At 66.9% G+C, this 14,249-nt stretch carries 15 protein-coding genes, 2 other RNA genes and 1 pseudogene; 3 read left to right on the top strand and 15 right to left on the bottom strand.

Going from position 1 to position 14,249, the window contains the following annotated elements; genetic code table 11:
- Nucleotides 1-52 precede the first annotated feature (52 nt).
- The 10 genes and pseudogenes from rnpB to DFR49_RS00715 all read right to left on the bottom strand — a co-directional run bounded on the left by rnpB (nucleotide 53) and on the right by DFR49_RS00715 (nucleotide 8,112).
- An RNA gene (gene rnpB / locus DFR49_RS00760) (RNase P RNA component class A) lies at nucleotides 53-426 on the bottom strand.
- A gap of 126 nt (nucleotides 427-552) precedes the next feature.
- The gene (locus DFR49_RS00755; protein ID WP_119034152.1) at nucleotides 553-1,236 is read right to left on the bottom strand and encodes an N-acetylmuramoyl-L-alanine amidase; all 684 of its coding nucleotides are present in this window, start codon (nucleotides 1,234-1,236) and stop codon (nucleotides 553-555) included.
- A 41-nt stretch (nucleotides 1,237-1,277) separates the two neighbouring features.
- On the bottom strand, nucleotides 1,278-2,105 hold the full coding sequence (locus DFR49_RS00750) for a CheR family methyltransferase (protein ID WP_119034151.1): 828 nt from the start codon (nucleotides 2,103-2,105) through the stop codon (nucleotides 1,278-1,280).
- A gap of 44 nt (nucleotides 2,106-2,149) precedes the next feature.
- A complete protein-coding gene (locus tag DFR49_RS00745; RefSeq protein WP_119034150.1) occupies nucleotides 2,150-3,223 on the bottom strand; it encodes a chemotaxis protein CheB in 1,074 nt (357 codons plus the stop codon).
- 16 nt (nucleotides 3,224-3,239) lie between these two features.
- A complete protein-coding gene (locus tag DFR49_RS00740) occupies nucleotides 3,240-3,605 on the bottom strand; it encodes a response regulator (RefSeq protein ID WP_119034149.1) in 366 nt (121 codons plus the stop codon).
- 78 nt (nucleotides 3,606-3,683) lie between these two features.
- Entirely contained in the window at nucleotides 3,684-4,112 is a 429-nt protein-coding gene (locus DFR49_RS00735) for a chemotaxis protein CheW (RefSeq protein WP_119034148.1), read from the bottom strand.
- Nucleotides 4,109-6,460: pseudogene (locus DFR49_RS00730) on the bottom strand (chemotaxis protein CheA). Before DFR49_RS00730 ends, DFR49_RS00735 begins: the two are co-directional and overlap by 4 nt.
- Before the next feature lie 130 nt (nucleotides 6,461-6,590).
- Nucleotides 6,591-6,881, bottom strand: a complete 291-nt coding sequence (locus DFR49_RS00725) for a hypothetical protein (RefSeq protein WP_119034147.1) — start codon at nucleotides 6,879-6,881, stop codon at nucleotides 6,591-6,593.
- A 107-nt stretch (nucleotides 6,882-6,988) separates the two neighbouring features.
- On the bottom strand, nucleotides 6,989-7,633 hold the full coding sequence (locus DFR49_RS00720; RefSeq protein ID WP_119034146.1) for a histidine phosphotransferase family protein: 645 nt from the start codon (nucleotides 7,631-7,633) through the stop codon (nucleotides 6,989-6,991).
- On the bottom strand, nucleotides 7,630-8,112 hold the full coding sequence (locus DFR49_RS00715) for a Mov34/MPN/PAD-1 family protein (protein WP_119034145.1): 483 nt from the start codon (nucleotides 8,110-8,112) through the stop codon (nucleotides 7,630-7,632). The genes DFR49_RS00720 and DFR49_RS00715 overlap by 4 nt, the downstream gene beginning before the upstream one ends.
- A gap of 17 nt (nucleotides 8,113-8,129) precedes the next feature.
- On the opposite strand from DFR49_RS00715, the gene DFR49_RS00710 reads away from it, so the two are divergent.
- The 3 genes from DFR49_RS00710 to mtgA are packed head-to-tail and all read left to right on the top strand — an operon-like array spanning nucleotide 8,130 to nucleotide 10,776.
- Nucleotides 8,130-9,080 (top strand): RluA family pseudouridine synthase, encoded by a 951-nt coding sequence (locus tag DFR49_RS00710; RefSeq protein ID WP_119034144.1) that lies wholly within the window; start codon nucleotides 8,130-8,132, stop codon nucleotides 9,078-9,080.
- Between the two features lie 54 nt (nucleotides 9,081-9,134).
- Complete coding sequence (gene rpoH / locus DFR49_RS00705; protein WP_119034143.1) at nucleotides 9,135-10,037, top strand: RNA polymerase sigma factor RpoH; 903 nt, start codon at nucleotides 9,135-9,137, stop codon at nucleotides 10,035-10,037.
- A gap of 40 nt (nucleotides 10,038-10,077) precedes the next feature.
- Entirely contained in the window at nucleotides 10,078-10,776 is a 699-nt protein-coding gene (gene mtgA, locus DFR49_RS00700) for a monofunctional biosynthetic peptidoglycan transglycosylase (protein ID WP_119034142.1), read from the top strand.
- 3 nt (nucleotides 10,777-10,779) lie between these two features.
- Here mtgA and DFR49_RS00695 read toward each other — a convergent pair whose 3' ends face one another.
- The 5 genes from DFR49_RS00695 to ffs form a co-directional block, all read right to left on the bottom strand.
- On the bottom strand, nucleotides 10,780-11,076 hold the full coding sequence (locus DFR49_RS00695) for a hypothetical protein (RefSeq protein WP_245968180.1): 297 nt from the start codon (nucleotides 11,074-11,076) through the stop codon (nucleotides 10,780-10,782).
- Between the two features lie 71 nt (nucleotides 11,077-11,147).
- A complete protein-coding gene (locus DFR49_RS00690) occupies nucleotides 11,148-11,471 on the bottom strand; it encodes a YbaB/EbfC family nucleoid-associated protein (RefSeq protein ID WP_119034141.1) in 324 nt (107 codons plus the stop codon).
- A gap of 5 nt (nucleotides 11,472-11,476) precedes the next feature.
- Entirely contained in the window at nucleotides 11,477-13,138 is a 1,662-nt protein-coding gene (locus DFR49_RS00685; RefSeq protein WP_119034140.1) for a DNA polymerase III subunit gamma/tau, read from the bottom strand.
- A gap of 80 nt (nucleotides 13,139-13,218) precedes the next feature.
- On the bottom strand, nucleotides 13,219-13,896 hold the full coding sequence (locus DFR49_RS00680; protein WP_119034139.1) for a cation efflux transmembrane domain-containing protein: 678 nt from the start codon (nucleotides 13,894-13,896) through the stop codon (nucleotides 13,219-13,221).
- A 232-nt stretch (nucleotides 13,897-14,128) separates the two neighbouring features.
- Nucleotides 14,129-14,224, bottom strand: an RNA gene (gene ffs, locus DFR49_RS00675) — signal recognition particle sRNA small type.
- Nucleotides 14,225-14,249 lie beyond the last annotated feature (25 nt).

Raw genomic sequence — 14,249 nt, 5'->3', positions numbered from 1 at the left:
CGGCCGCGCCGATGCGCGCAACGACGATTAGCGACGCTAATCGCCTCGCATCGGCGTCAGAGGGCCTGTAAGCCGGGTTTTGTCCTCCCGCCAAAGCGGGATGTGCGACCATTCCTCTAGCCCCGAACTCGCGTTCGGGATCAAGCGACCAACCCGGGTGCCGGGCCGGAACAAAGCCCCTGTGGCACCCCTATTCGGTCTTGCTCCCGGTGGGGTTTGCCATGCCGCTGCCGTTGCCGGCCGCGCGGTGCGCTCTTGCCGCACCCTTTCACCCTTGCCTGCCCACGGGGGGCGTCGGCGGTCTGCTCTCTGTGGCACTTTCCCTGGGGTTACCCCCGCCGAGCGTTACCCGGCACCGTCGTTTCCGTGGAGCCCGGACTTTCCTCGGTGCGCGCGAACGCGCAACGCGGCCGCCCGGCCCTCTGACGTTGTCGGCAATAGCGCCTGCGCGGCGCTATGGGAAGCGGTGCCGGCCCAATCCCCCACCCGACCTCCCATATCATACTGGCGTTGGAAGGTCGGGTGGATGAGCGGACCGGCACCGCAAGCCGATCAATCATCCCCCTGCGGCTGGGGAAGCAGCAGGGCGAGCAGGATCATGCGGCATTCGGCATCGACTTCGCCATCGACCAACTCGGGGCGGAAGCGGCGCTGGAACGCCATGATCGCCGCCATCGGCTCGCTGGTGTCATAGCCGAAACGCTCGAGCGCCATCAGGAAGCCGCCTTCGGTCCAATGCGGATCCATCAGGTTGCGCGTCGGGCGCGGCAGCGCGAGCCGACGTCGCGCGAGTTCGTGCCAGGGGAACAGCTCGCCGGGATCACGCTTGCGCGCGGGGGCGACATCCGAATGGCCGACGACGTTGCCGCGCGTGATCTCGTGACGGTCCTTGATGCCGGCGACGAGGCGCACGACCGCGGCGATCTGCGCGTCGGGAAAGGGGCGATAGCCGAATTCATGGCCCGGATTGACGATCTCGATCCCCACCGACGCCGAATTGACGTCGGTGATGCCGCGCCACGACGATTTGCCCGCGTGCCACGCCCGGTCGGCCTCGTCGACGAGGCGGAGCACGATGCCGTCTTCGGCGACGACATAATGCGACGACACCTTGGCTTCGGGGTCGCGCAGCCGCGCGATCGCGGCCTCGCCGGTCTCCATGCCCGTATAATGGAGCACGATCATCGAGACCGGCAGGTCGCGCACGTCGAAATTGGGGGACGGCGCCTCGATCATCGCCGAGGCTTGGCGCGGCGGCGCCGGGTTGTAAAGCGCGCTCAGCCGGCGCGCGCGAGCGGCACCGATTCGGCCACCCGGCCCGTCGCCTCGTAGAGCCCGCGGAACGCGGGGCTCGGCCGGAACGCGTCGGTCTGGCCGATCACCGTTTCGCCTGCGCCGAGCACCAGCAACCCGCCGGGGCGGATCACCTGCGCGAACGTATCGAAAATCTGCCGTCGCATGCCGGCCGCGAGATAGAGCAGGACGTTGCGGCACAGCACGATATCGAAACGCCCCACCGGCGGCGGATCGCCGACGAGATTCTGGCGCCGGAACTGGACCTGGCGCACCAGCTCGGGCCGCGCGACCCAATCGGCGCCGTCGCGTTCGAACCATTGCATCATCCGCCGGACGGGCAGCCCGCGCTGGATCTCGAACTGCGAATAGCGCCCCTCGCGCGCACGGGCGAGCGCAGCATCGGAAACGTCGGTCGCGACGATCTCCGGTCGCGACGATGCCTCGTACCCGGCCTGTTCGCTGAACAGCATTGCGAGCGACAGCGGTTCCTGCCCGGTCGAGCAGCCCGCCGACCAGAGGCGCACGCGCCGGCCCGGATTGTCGCGCCCGAAGCGCGCCGCCGCATCGGCGACCATCTCGACCACCTGCGTGTCGCGGAAAAACGAGCTTTCCTGATTGAGCAACGCGTCCACCACTTCCTCCGCAAGCTCGGGCGCGCGCCCGTCGAGTATGCGCGCCACCAGCCCATCCAGGGTCTCGATCCCGCGTGCCCGAAGCACCGGCTTTAGCGCGGTTTCGATCCGCCATGCCCGGCTGGCGTCGATCTGTTGCCCGGTGCGCGATTCGAGCAGCGCGGCGATAACGTTCATCGCGCGGTTCGATCGGACGACCGGCCCGGGCGGCCCTGCCCCCGTCACGGTATTCGCCGCCGCGCGACGACGACCTGGCCGATCGCGTCGGGGGTCAAGACGGCCGAGGCGATCCCGGCATTGGCGACCGCACCGGGCATCCCCCACACAACCGAACTCGCCTGATCCTGCGCCACGACGCAGCCGCCGGCATCGGCGATCGCGCGCGCGCCCTCGGCCCCGTCGCGGCCCATACCGCTCAACACCACCGCCAACGCACGCGCGCCGTAGACCCGTGCGACCGAGGCGAACATGGGATCGACCGAGGGCATACATCCGCTCGGTACCGGTTGCCGGTCGAGCCGGATCGCCGCGCCGCCGCCCAAGCGGACGACACGGATGTGCGCGTCGCCCGGCGCCAGGATCACCCGGCCGGGCATGATCCGCATATGCTCGGTAGCAACCGCGCAGGGGCGCCCGGCAAGCAAGGCGATCTGTGCTGCGAAATAGGGCATGAACGAATCGGGCAGATGCTGGGTGATGAGGACAGGCAGCGCGAAATCGGGCGGGATCGCGCGCAGCAGGCGGCTGAGCGCGTGGATGCCGCCGGTCGAGGCACCGATCGCGACGACATCGAAATCGTCACCGCGCGGCAGCGGAAAGCACGTCGGCGTCGGCGCGCCGCGATCGCTCGCCTGCGTCTGGACGAGACGCCCGAGCTTGGCCGCGAGTAGATCGCCGAATGCGCCGAGATGCGCGCCGCCGGCGGGCTTTTCGAGTGTATCCGCCGCTCCCAGCGCGAGCGCCTGGATCGCCGCCGCGCCACCGTCATGCGCGTTCGACGACACGACGAGCACCTTGGCGCCGTTGCCGGCGGCGATGATGTCCGGAAGCGCCGACAACCCGTCGATGCCTGGCAGCTCGATATCGAGCAGCACCATATCGACCCGATTGTCGGCGAGGAAGGCCAGTGCCGCGTGCGCGTCCGACACCGCCCCGGCGACCATGAAGCGCTCGCCATTGTCGATCAGGCGGCCGATCACGGCGCGCGCGACGACCGAATCGTCGACGATCAGGATTCGCGCAGGTGTCGCGCCGAACCGGGGATGCGGGGCTGCCTCGCGAGGCGATGTGGACATGGGCGCGGGCCGCGAATCAGGCCATACCGACGATCTGGAGCTTGCTCTCGAGCGTCTCGCGATCGAACGGCTTCATCACATATTCGTCGGCGCCCGCCTCGATCGCGGCACGGATATAAGCCATGCCGTTCTCGGTCGTGCAGAACACCACCTTGGGCCGCTGCGCGAAGGCCCGGTCACGCAGCGCGCGCAGGAAATCCATGCCGCTCATCACCGGCATGTTCCAATCGAGCAGAATCACATCGGGCGTGCTTGCGAGGCACGCGTCGAGCGCCTCGCGCCCGTCGCCGGCTTCGGTAACCTCGAAATCAAGCGTTTCGAGGATGTGGCGGGCGACCTTTCGAATAACCTTCGAATCGTCGACCACGAGACAAGTCTTCATGTGAACGCACCCTGTTATGACCCCTGCGCCGATCTGTGCCCGAATTCCGTAATCTTCCCGTTAATTGCCCCTGCGCCGTCAGGCAGCAGCGGCGAGGCCGGGCACCAGCGCGCGCAAGTCGATCGCCAGCACGGGCTCACCGTGCAGCTCGATCAGCCCGGTGCCGATGCTCCGCCAGCCGGCATCGAGCGCGACGCCGCTGGTGAGCGGCTGGACGTCGTAGACCGCGACATCCTCCACCCCTTCGACGAGCATCGCATAGGGGTGGCCGTCGATATGCGTGATGACCGCGCGGCGCGCGGCGTCACCCGGACAGGGCAGGCCGAGCGCGACGCACGAATTGATGACGGTGACGACACGGCTGCGCAACGCGGCGAGCCCGCGGACACGCGCGTCGGCGAGCGGGATCGGCGTGACGGTGCCGATATCGACCACCGATTCAATCTGATCGGCGCTGATCGCGACCGCGCGGCCGCCGATCTCCGCGATGAGGAACAGGCCGTTCATGCGCGCGCCTCCGTGCGATGGGCCGCAAGCGCGCCGAGCAACCCGGCGCGATCGTAGCGATAGATGCTGTCCGCCCCTGCCCCACCCCGCATCCGGCTGAGCCGCACGAGCGGCCCGGCGGCGTGAGCGGGGATGGGATCATCCTCCATCGCCAGCACGACCGCGGCGGTTTCACCGGGCTTGAGCGATGCCGCGACGTGATAGCCCGCGCGCTCGAGCACCGGGCGCAGGAAGGTGGCCATCCACGCCGCCTCGCGCCCCACGATCAGGCAGAGCGGCGCCTTTGCGGCGAAGGTGCCATCGATCTGATCGGCGAACAGCCAGTGGACATCGAGCATCTCGATCTGATCGTCGTCGAGCGCGATCACCCCCGCGACCGGGCCGGGTTCGCGCGCGATCGCCATTGCCAGCGGGACATCGGCGATATCGAGTGCTTCGGCGATCGCATAGCCGATCTCATGATCGCCATCCTTCATCCGGATGACGTGGATATCGTCGCGGCCATCAAGGCCGCCCTGCGCGGCGAGCGGGATCATGCCGCCATCGATCGAGAGCCGCAGCCGCCCGCCCTTATGGTGGATCGCATCGATAGACACCGGTTCGACGCGATCGATCGCGGCAAGCGCCACCGCACGGCGTGCGCCATCAAGATCGACGAACAGCAACGCGGGCTGGCGCGGTTCGTCGGCCGCCGCCGTGTCGTCCGTCTCGTCGTCATTGGCGGCAAGATCGCGGGTAAAGACGAACCCCGCCGCATCGGCCAGCCCCGCGCAATCGAGCAGCAGCATCGGCGTGCCGCTGTCGGGCAAGGTGAGCCCGGCATAGATTCCCGACGCCATGACCGCCGGCGGCGCGGGTTTGATGACCAGTTCCTCATTGTCGAGCAGCCTGTCGACCGCGATCGCATAGCTGCCGCCGGGAACCCCGACGATGACCAGCGTTTCGGGCTCCGGCGTCTCGGGATCGCGTCGATCGTCGGCCAGGCCGAGCAGGTCGCCGAGCGCGAGCAGCGGCAGCCGGCGGTCGCGCACGGTGGCGATCGCGGCACCGCCCAGCCGATCGATCCGCACTGCGCCGCCGGCGCGCGCGGTGACGATCTCCTCGATCGCCTGACGCGGCACGGCGAAACGCTGGGCACCCGCGCCGACAACGATCGTCGAGATGATCGAGAGCGTGAGCGGGACGTGGATCGCGATCCGCAAGCCCCGGCCGGGATTGTTGGCAAGCTCGATCCGGCCGCCGATCTGTTCGATATTGGCGCGCACCACGTCCATGCCGACACCGCGCCCGGAAACCGACGTCACCTAGTCCTTGGTGGTGAGACCGGGCTCGAAGATGAGATGGAGCCGCTGGAGTTCGGTAAGTTCGCGCAATTCGCGCTGGGTTCGCACACCATTCTCGACAAGGCGGCGGACAAGCTTGTCGGTATCGATGCCGCGACCGTCGTCGATAAATTCGATGATGATCTGGTTGCCAGACTGGCGCGCCGATACGGTGAGGCGGCCGTTTTCACGCTTGCCCGCTGCGCGGCGCTCGGCGGGGGTTTCGATACCGTGATCGAGCGCGTTGCGGACGATATGACCCAGCGGATCGCGCATCATCTCGATCATTTCGCGATCAAGCTCGACATCGGCGCCCTCGATCGAGAGCGAGACCGATTTGCCGAGGCTGGCGGCGGTATCGCGCACCATCCGCGGCAATGCCGAGAACAGCGCGTCGATTTTCTGCATCCGCGTCCGCGTGACGGTGTCGCGCATCTCGGCGACGGTGAGCGACAGCCGTTCGAGCGACGCATCGACCAGCGGATCGGGATCCGCGTCGTCGCGCAACCGGCGGGCCAGTTCGTTGCGCGCCAACACCATATCCGACATGCCGCTCATCATGCGATCGAGCAGATCGACCGACAGGCGGACGCTGCGTGTCGCGGCGCGACGCGCGGTGGGTTGCGGGGCGGCTTCCGTGCCGGTCGGGGCGGCATCGATCGACCCGTCCAGCGCGGCGATCAGTAGGTCTTCGCCCGAATCGCCGAGCGCCTGGCCGCTATCGATCGCCTCAACGATCTCTCCGATCCGGTCGACGATCGCGAGCACCGCGTTGACGAGCGCCCGATCGGGGGTGCGCGTCCCGGAACGCACCGCCGCCAGCACATCCTCGGCGGCATGACTCAGCCGCGCCAACCGGGGCAGATCGAGGAAGCCGCAGCTTCCCTTGACGGTATGGACGAAGCGGAAAATGGCGTCGAGGCGGTCGCGATTGCCGGGATCGGCCTCCCACGCGACGACCTCGCCCGCGAGCGCTTCGAGCGTCTCGCGGGTTTCGGCGATGAATTCCTGTAGCAGATCGTCCATGAGGCCCCGCACGTTGGCAAGGGCTAGCTATGGCGCGGAGCGGTTAAGGAGCCGTTAGCCAGATAAGCGCGGGCGAGACACCCACCCGGATCGGGCGGGTGCCCATCATGGCCGTTATCGAAAAGGAAGATTAGCCGGCGCTATCGGAATTGTCGTCGTCATCATCCCCGAACGCGACGTAAATGGCGGTGCCGATCGCGGCGCCCGCAGCGATGCCGAGTACAATCCCCGCGTTCTGGCTGATCGCATTGCTCTGCTTCTTGAGCGGCGTTGCCGTCCGAATCCCTTGGATCGGCGCGGGTTGCCCGGCCGCGACGGGAAGCGCCGCGCTCGAGCGCGTGGCATCGGCCGCGACCGCCGCCGTCGAACAGAGCAGGGAGGCAATGGCACCGAGGCCGGCGGCGTACTTTCCGAGGGTCATCACTGTCTCCGTTGCTGGCGGGCGATACGCTCCCGCAACGGATTTAATGCGTGATTCCCGCTCCAGGTTCCGCCGCCGCACTCGCTTCACCTTGGAAAAGCGGCAATTTATCCGGCCATCGAGACGCCGAACAGCAGCATTTCGGCATCGGGATCGGAGACCTGGATCGTGCCCCCGGCCTCCGCCGCGAGCGATGCGGCGAGATACGCCGCGGCCGCGCGCGGCGCATCGACCGGGTTGTCGAGCGTGCCAATGAGCGCGGCGCGCAATTCGGGATCGAGCACGATGCGCGGCCCCTGGCCGCGCACGACGATCTCGACGTTGCCGTCGTCGCGAAGCTCGGCGCCGATATCGAGTTGGCCGCCCCGCACCAACGCGTCGCCCGCGATCAGCGCGAGGTTGAGCAGCACCTTGATCGCCGGCTTGGGCAGCGCCGCCTCGTCAACCAGCCAGCCGATCTCAAGCCGTTTGGCGTCGCCGAACAATCCCTCGATCGCGGTCCGTGCCTCACGCGTGTCGACGGTTTCTCCGAAACCCCCTGCCGCCCCGAACGCGAGCCGGAAGAATTTAAGCTTGCTCGCCGAGGCGCGCGCGCTTTCACCGAGCAGTTCGAGGCAGCGGGCGCGCATCTCGGGATCATGCTCGTCGGCAAGCAGTTCGAGCCCGTTGTTGAGCGCGCCGACAGGGCTCAACAGATCATGGCAGAGACGTGAGCAAAGCAGGCTGGCAAATTCGACCGGACTGATCGTCATCGGGGAAATCGCTCCCGAACCAAGGGGTTTTCGTCGCGGCCTTGTGGCGGAGCATGGCCCGGCGCGCAAGCGGGCGTCGCCTCCAGGACGATCGGATCGAAGCCCTGCCCGTCGCGCCGGGCACGCCACAACCGCGCCGCGCCCCCATCCTCGATCCCGCCGACGATCAGCCATAGCGCGCCATCGGGTGCCGCCGCGGCGGCATCGCGCGCCGACGGTTCGGCGGGGCCTGAGGGGTGCGAATGATAGCAGCCCGCGATCGCCGGCCCGCCTGCCCGCGCCGCTTTGTGTGCGGCGAGCAAGGCGGCGGGGTCGATCTCGAAACTGTCGGCCGGGACCGGCGCGACGTTTGGGCACGGCTGCACCGCGTCGATGCGGTGCGGCGATCCGAACAGCAAGCCGCACACTTCGGCCCCCGGCGATCCGGTCGCTTGGTCGATGATGCGGCGCAACAACGCGCTTGAAATTCGTACCCTCATTCCCATCTTCCTAAGGCATGGACGGGGGTGTTTCCATCATCGACGCCGAGATCGCCGGAGCCGCCGATGGCTGGCGTCTCGATCGCGCGCTGACCGAGGCGCTGCCCAACCTGTCGCGCGAGCGCGTCAAAGCGTTGATATCGAGCGGACAGGTGCTGGGGATCGATGGTGTCGCGGTACGTGATCCGTCACGCAAGGCGATCGCGGGCCAGCGTTTCTCGGTCGAAATGCCCAAGCCGGCACCCGCGCACAACGAACCGCAGGCGATCGCGCTCGACGTGGTGTTCGAGGACGAGCATCTGATCGTGATCGACAAGCCCGCGGGACTGGTCGTCCATCCCGCCGCGGGCAATCTCGACGGCACGCTGGTCAACGCATTGCTTCACCATTGCGCGGGGCAATTGAGCGGGATCGGCGGGGTCGCCCGGCCGGGCATCGTCCACCGGATCGACAAGGATACATCGGGGCTGATCGTCGCCGCCAAGCACGATCGCGCGCACGTCGGCCTGGCAAAGCAGTTCGCGGCGCATTCGATCGACCGGCGCTATCGGGCGATCGTCGCGGGGCGCCCCAATCCGATAACGGGCACGATCGACGCGCCGCTCGCGCGATCGCCCGCCAACCGCAAGAAGATCGCGATCGTGCCCGGCGGCAAGCACGCGGTGACGCATTACCGCACGATCCGGCCGCTGCGCGAGGCGGCGCTGGTCGAATGCCGGCTCGAAACAGGGCGCACGCATCAGGTTCGCGTCCATATGACCTCGATCGGGAACCCCTTGCTGGGTGACCCCGTTTATGGCAGAACAAAACCGGTTCATCGACCGATTCTGGAAACGCTGGGTTTCCGCCGCCAAGCCTTGCATGCGGCGCATCTGGGGTTCATTCACCCCGTCGAAAGCCACGCTTTGTCCTTCGATAGCGAATTGCCTGCTGACATGCAGGAACTGTTCACGTCACTTATCGTATAAGTTTCATGCCGAAACGCGTCTGGTGATTTCGGCTGGTTTTAGGGAGAAACGATCATGGCCAGCGGCAGCAACGTCCCCGCGACGATCCCCGCACTCGGCGGCGAGGCGAGCCTCAACCGCTATCTCGCCGAGATCAAGAAATTCCCCATCCTGCAACCCGAGCAGGAATATATGCTCGCCAAGCGCTTTCAGGAGCATGGCGATACCGAGGCGGCGGCGCAGCTCGTCACCTCGCACCTCAGGCTCGTGGCCAAGATCGCGATGGGCTATCGCGGCTATGGCTTGCCCGTGTCCGAGCTGATCTCGGAAGGGAATATCGGACTGATGCAGGGCGTGAAGAAATTCGAGCCCGATCGCGGGTTCCGCCTCGCCACCTATGCGATGTGGTGGATTCGTGCCTCGATCCAGGAATTCATCCTGCGCTCGTGGAGCCTCGTCAAGATGGGCACCACCGCCGCGCAGAAGAAGCTGTTCTTCAACCTGCGCCGGATGAAGGCCAAGCTCGACGCGTTCGAGGACGGCGATTTGAAGCCCGAGGACGTCGCCAAGATCGCCAAGGATCTCGGCGTCACCGAGGACGAAGTCACGAGCATGAACCGCCGCATGGCGATGGGCGGCGATACCTCGCTCAACGTCCCCATGCGCGAGGATGGCGAAGGCCAGTGGCAGGATTGGCTCGCCGACGACAGCCCGTTGCAGGACCAGATCGTCGCCGATGCGCAAGAGGCCGATGTCCGCCATGACATGCTCGTCTCGGCGATGGACAATCTCAACGATCGCGAGAAGCACATCCTCACCGAACGCCGGTTGACCGACGATCCCAAGACGCTGGAGGAACTGAGCCAGGTGTACGGTGTCAGCCGCGAGCGCGTCCGCCAGATCGAGGTCCGCGCGTTCGAGAAGCTGCAAAAGGCGATGATGCGGCTCGCGGGCGAAAAGCGCCTGATCGCGATCTGAAACCGTTTCGTCCACGGATCGAACACGCTAAAGCGCGGGGATGGCGACATCCTCGCGCTTTTCGTTTCGGCGGCTGCCGTGGCTGGTTCTCAAGGCCGCAATCTGGTTCGTCGTGATCTCGGTGGCGTGGGTGGCGCTTTACCGTTTCGTGCCGCCGCCCGTCACCTTCACGATGCTGGGCAATGCGATGGACGGGCGCGGCATCCACAAGGACTGGATGCCGCTATCAACGATGGATCCCGATATGGCGCGCGCGGCGATCGCGGGTGAGGACGCCAAATTCTGTTCGCACCACGGGTTCGATTTCGAGGCGATCGAGACCGCGTATCAGCGCAACGCGAAGGGCGGGCGCATTCGCGGTGGATCGACGATCAGCCAGCAGACCGCCAAGAACGCCTTCCTGATCCAGGGTGGCGGCTATCCGCGCAAGGCGCTGGAGGCATGGTTCACGCTGCTGATCGAGACGCTCTGGGGCAAGCGCCGGATCATGGAAGTCTATCTCAACATCGCCGAAACCGGGATCGGCACCTACGGCGCCAATGCCGGTGCGCAGCGCTATTTCGGGCATGACGCCTCGCGGCTGAGCACTACCGAGGCGGCGCGGATCGCGGCGGTGCTGCCGCTGCCCAAGAAGCGCGCCGCGATCGCGCCCACCGGGTTCACGCGGCGCCACGGCAATGCGATCGCCCGCCGCGCGGGAGTGGTGCGGCGCGGCGGGCTCGATGCCTGCCTGAAATAGCCTCTATTGGTTGGTGACGCTCTCGGCCGCCTGCTCGGCCGAATCGCCGACCTGTTTCGCGGCATCGCCGACCTTATCGGCAGCGGTCGTCACCGCCTCGGTTTGCAGATTGTCATTTCGACTTTGGTTGAACAGGAAATACGCGCCGACGAGGACAACGATCAGCACGGCAAGGCCGATCAGCATGCCGCCGCCCCCGCCGCGGCGCTCGATCACCGTCGTGTGCGTGGGCTGCGCGGGCGGCGTATCCGCCGGTTCGGTCGTACGGGTTTCGGTTACGCGGTCGCGTTCGTCCGACATGGCATGTCCCTCCTCGTTGCTGGTCGCACCAACGATACCGCTCGCCCGGTTGTTCCCGAATCGGACCGATTTTAGAACGGCAGCTTGAAGCCCGGCGGCAACGGAATGCCCGATGTCATCTTGGACATCGCCTCGTTCGCCGCGAGATCGGCCTTGGTGCGCGCATCGTTGATCGCCGCCGCGATCAGATCCTCGAGCATCTGCTTTTCGGACGGCTGCATCAGCGAATCGTCGATCTCGACGCCGATGATCCTGCCTTTGGCCGACGCCCTGACCTTGACCATCCCGCCGCCTGCGGCGCCCTCGACCTCGATCGTATCGAGACCTTCCTGCGCCTTTTGCAGTTCGGCCTGGACGTTCTGGGCCATCGCCATCATTTCTTCGATGCTCTTCATCACGCTTAACTCCGTCTGTTGGTTTCCCATGCCGTCACCTCGGCATCGGGGAAGGCGTCGAGCGCGGCCTTTACGACCGTCGTCGACTTGACCCAATCGAGCGTATCAGCCTTTTCCTTCGCCTCGGCCTCGCGCACCGAGGGCGCGCCCGCGGCATCGTCGGTCGTTACCTTCCAACGCTGCCCGGTGGCGCGCTGGAGCCCGGCGGCGAGATCAGCGACGAGATCGGCGGGGAGCGGCTTGGCCGCGCTGAGCACGATATCGGGCGGATCGTAGCGGATCAGTCGCGCCGAAATCTTGAGCTTCTCGGCAAGCGCGATCTGGCCGTCGCCATCGAGCAACGCGATCACGCCGGCGAAATCGGTGGGCGGTCCGGCGGGGGCTTCGGGCAGTGGCGCCACGGCAGGCGCGGACGTGGACGTGGACATAGACGAAGGCCCAGGCGCAGGCGCGGTAGAGGACGGCCCTTCTCCGCTCGTCACTCGGCGCGCCAGTTCGCCCGGATCGGGCAGGCTCGACGCGTGGATGACGCGCAGCAACGCCATTTCCGCCGCCTCGATCGGCAGTGAAGCGCGCGCCACCTCGTCATGCCCCTTGAGCAATAATTGCCAGAGCCGATGGAGCGCCGGGAAGGAGAGCTTGCTCGCCCATTCCTCGTAACCGCTGCGTTCCTCGGCGGGTTGGGCGGGATCGGGCGGCGTGCCGAGCTTGACCAATGTCACACCGTGGACGGTTTCGAGCAGCGCGCGCAGCACCGATTGCGGGTCGACACCGTAATCATATTGCCGCCGAAGCGCCGCGAGCGCGCCCGGCGCGTCGGCGGCGAGCACGAGGCCCATCAATTCGCGCATCGCGCCGCGATCGGACAGCCCGAGCATCTGGCGAACCGCCTCCGCACTGACCCCGCCGCCTTCCATCCCCGCGTGCGCAATCGCCTGATCGAGGATCGACAGCCCATCGCGTGCCGAGCCTTCGGCCGCGCGCGCGATCAACGCCAGCGCCTCGGGTTCGGCCTCGATGCCTTCTTGTTCGGCCACCCAGGCGAAATGCGCGCCGAGCTTGTCGGTGGGGATGCGGCGCAGGTCGAACCGCTGGCAGCGTGACAGCACCGTCACCGGCACCTTGTTGACCTCTGTAGTGGCGAACAGGAATTTCACATGCTCGGGCGGTTCCTCCAGCGTCTTGAGCAACGCGTTGAAAGCGTTCTTCGAAAGCATGTGGACTTCGTCGACGATGTAGATCTTGTATCGCGCCGACACCGCCGAATAGCGCGAGGCATCGATAATCTCACGAACGTCGTCGACGCCAGTGTGCGAGGCGGCGTCCATTTCGATCACGTCGATATGGCGGCCCTCGGCGATCGCGCGGCACGGCTCGCACACCCCGCACGGATCGATCGTGGGGCCGCCTTCGCCGTCGGGGCCGATGCAGTTGAGCGCCTTGGCGATCAGCCGCGCGGTCGAGGTCTTGCCCACCCCGCGCACGCCGGTGAGCAGGAAGGCGTGCGCCAGCCGGCCCCGCCGAATCGCGTTGGCCAGCGTGGTGACCATCGCATCCTGCCCGATCAACTCGGCAAAGGTCTGCGGTCGGTATTTGCGCGCGAGCACGCGATAGGGCTGCGCCATCGCGGGCTGGGGCGGCTCGCCGAGATCAAGGGAATCGGTCATCGGATGCTATCTAGGCACACGCGCCGCGGATGTCGAAAGGCGTCTGCGCGCGAGGGCTGAGTTGACCAATTTGCCTGCCTTCACCCTTCCCATAGCCTTTGGCTGCGGGCCCCTTCGTTCTCCGTTGAGGAAAAGGGAATATCCGGCTTACGCAAGTCGCGGCGGGCGTGCGCGATGATCTGCCATCCGCCGCTGACACCGAGCCCGGCCAGGATGACCGCGACGATGATGTCGGGCCACGCCGTGCCGGTACCGAACACGCCGAGCGCGGCGGCGACCACCGCGATATTGCCGATCGCATCGTTGCGCGAGCAGATCCACACCGAGCGGCGATTGGCGTCGCCCTCGCGGTGGCGCCACAGCATCAGCGCGCAGGCGAAGTTGGCGACCAGCGCGAGCACGCCGACCACCCCCATCGTCTCGGCCTTGGGCAACGTGCCCGCCATCATCATCCAGATCGTGCCGATGAGGACCGCCGAGCCGAGCAACAGCAGCGACGCGCCTTTGAGCAGCGCGGCGCGGGCGCGCCAATGCAGCGCGAGCCCCGCCACCCCGAGGCTGATCGCGTAATTGGCGCTGTCACCTAAAAAATCGAGCGCGTCGGCCTTGAGCGCGGCCGAACCCGCGGTGACGCCCGCGACGATTTCGACCCCAAACATCGCAGCGTTGATGCCGAGCGCGATCCACAGCACGCGCCGCCACGCCTTGTCCTGCGGCGGCGGTGTCGCTTCGCATCCTCCGCAACATCCGCCCGCCATTTCGTCATCCTGTCTCGTGCGCGATGATCGGTTTATACAGGCTGGAGCGACGAGCGGGTCAAGCACGTGGCATCGATGATCGGCGGTCGCGATTACTCAAGACGTCGCGCTGGGGGACGGTTGGTTAGAAAGAAGTCCCGCCGCGGCAAAGCCGCGTCGTCGGTCGGCCTTGAGCGCCGCCGGCCGGGCAAGCCGCTTAACGCGATTTAGCGTTGCAAAATCTTGGCGGCTTGCGGTGGGAGCCGGAACGACCCGGGGCGAAATCGTTGCGGCTGCTTCCTTCCGGACCTGACCGGGTTGGCGATGACCACGTCCGCCCGACTCCCGCGCGCCATATGGGCGAGGTCGCGCGG

This window comes from Hephaestia caeni (assembly GCF_003550065.1).
Classification (GTDB): Bacteria; Pseudomonadota; Alphaproteobacteria; order Sphingomonadales; family Sphingomonadaceae; genus Sphingomonas; species Sphingomonas caeni_A.
This window is presented reverse-complemented; position numbering and strand designations above follow the sequence as displayed.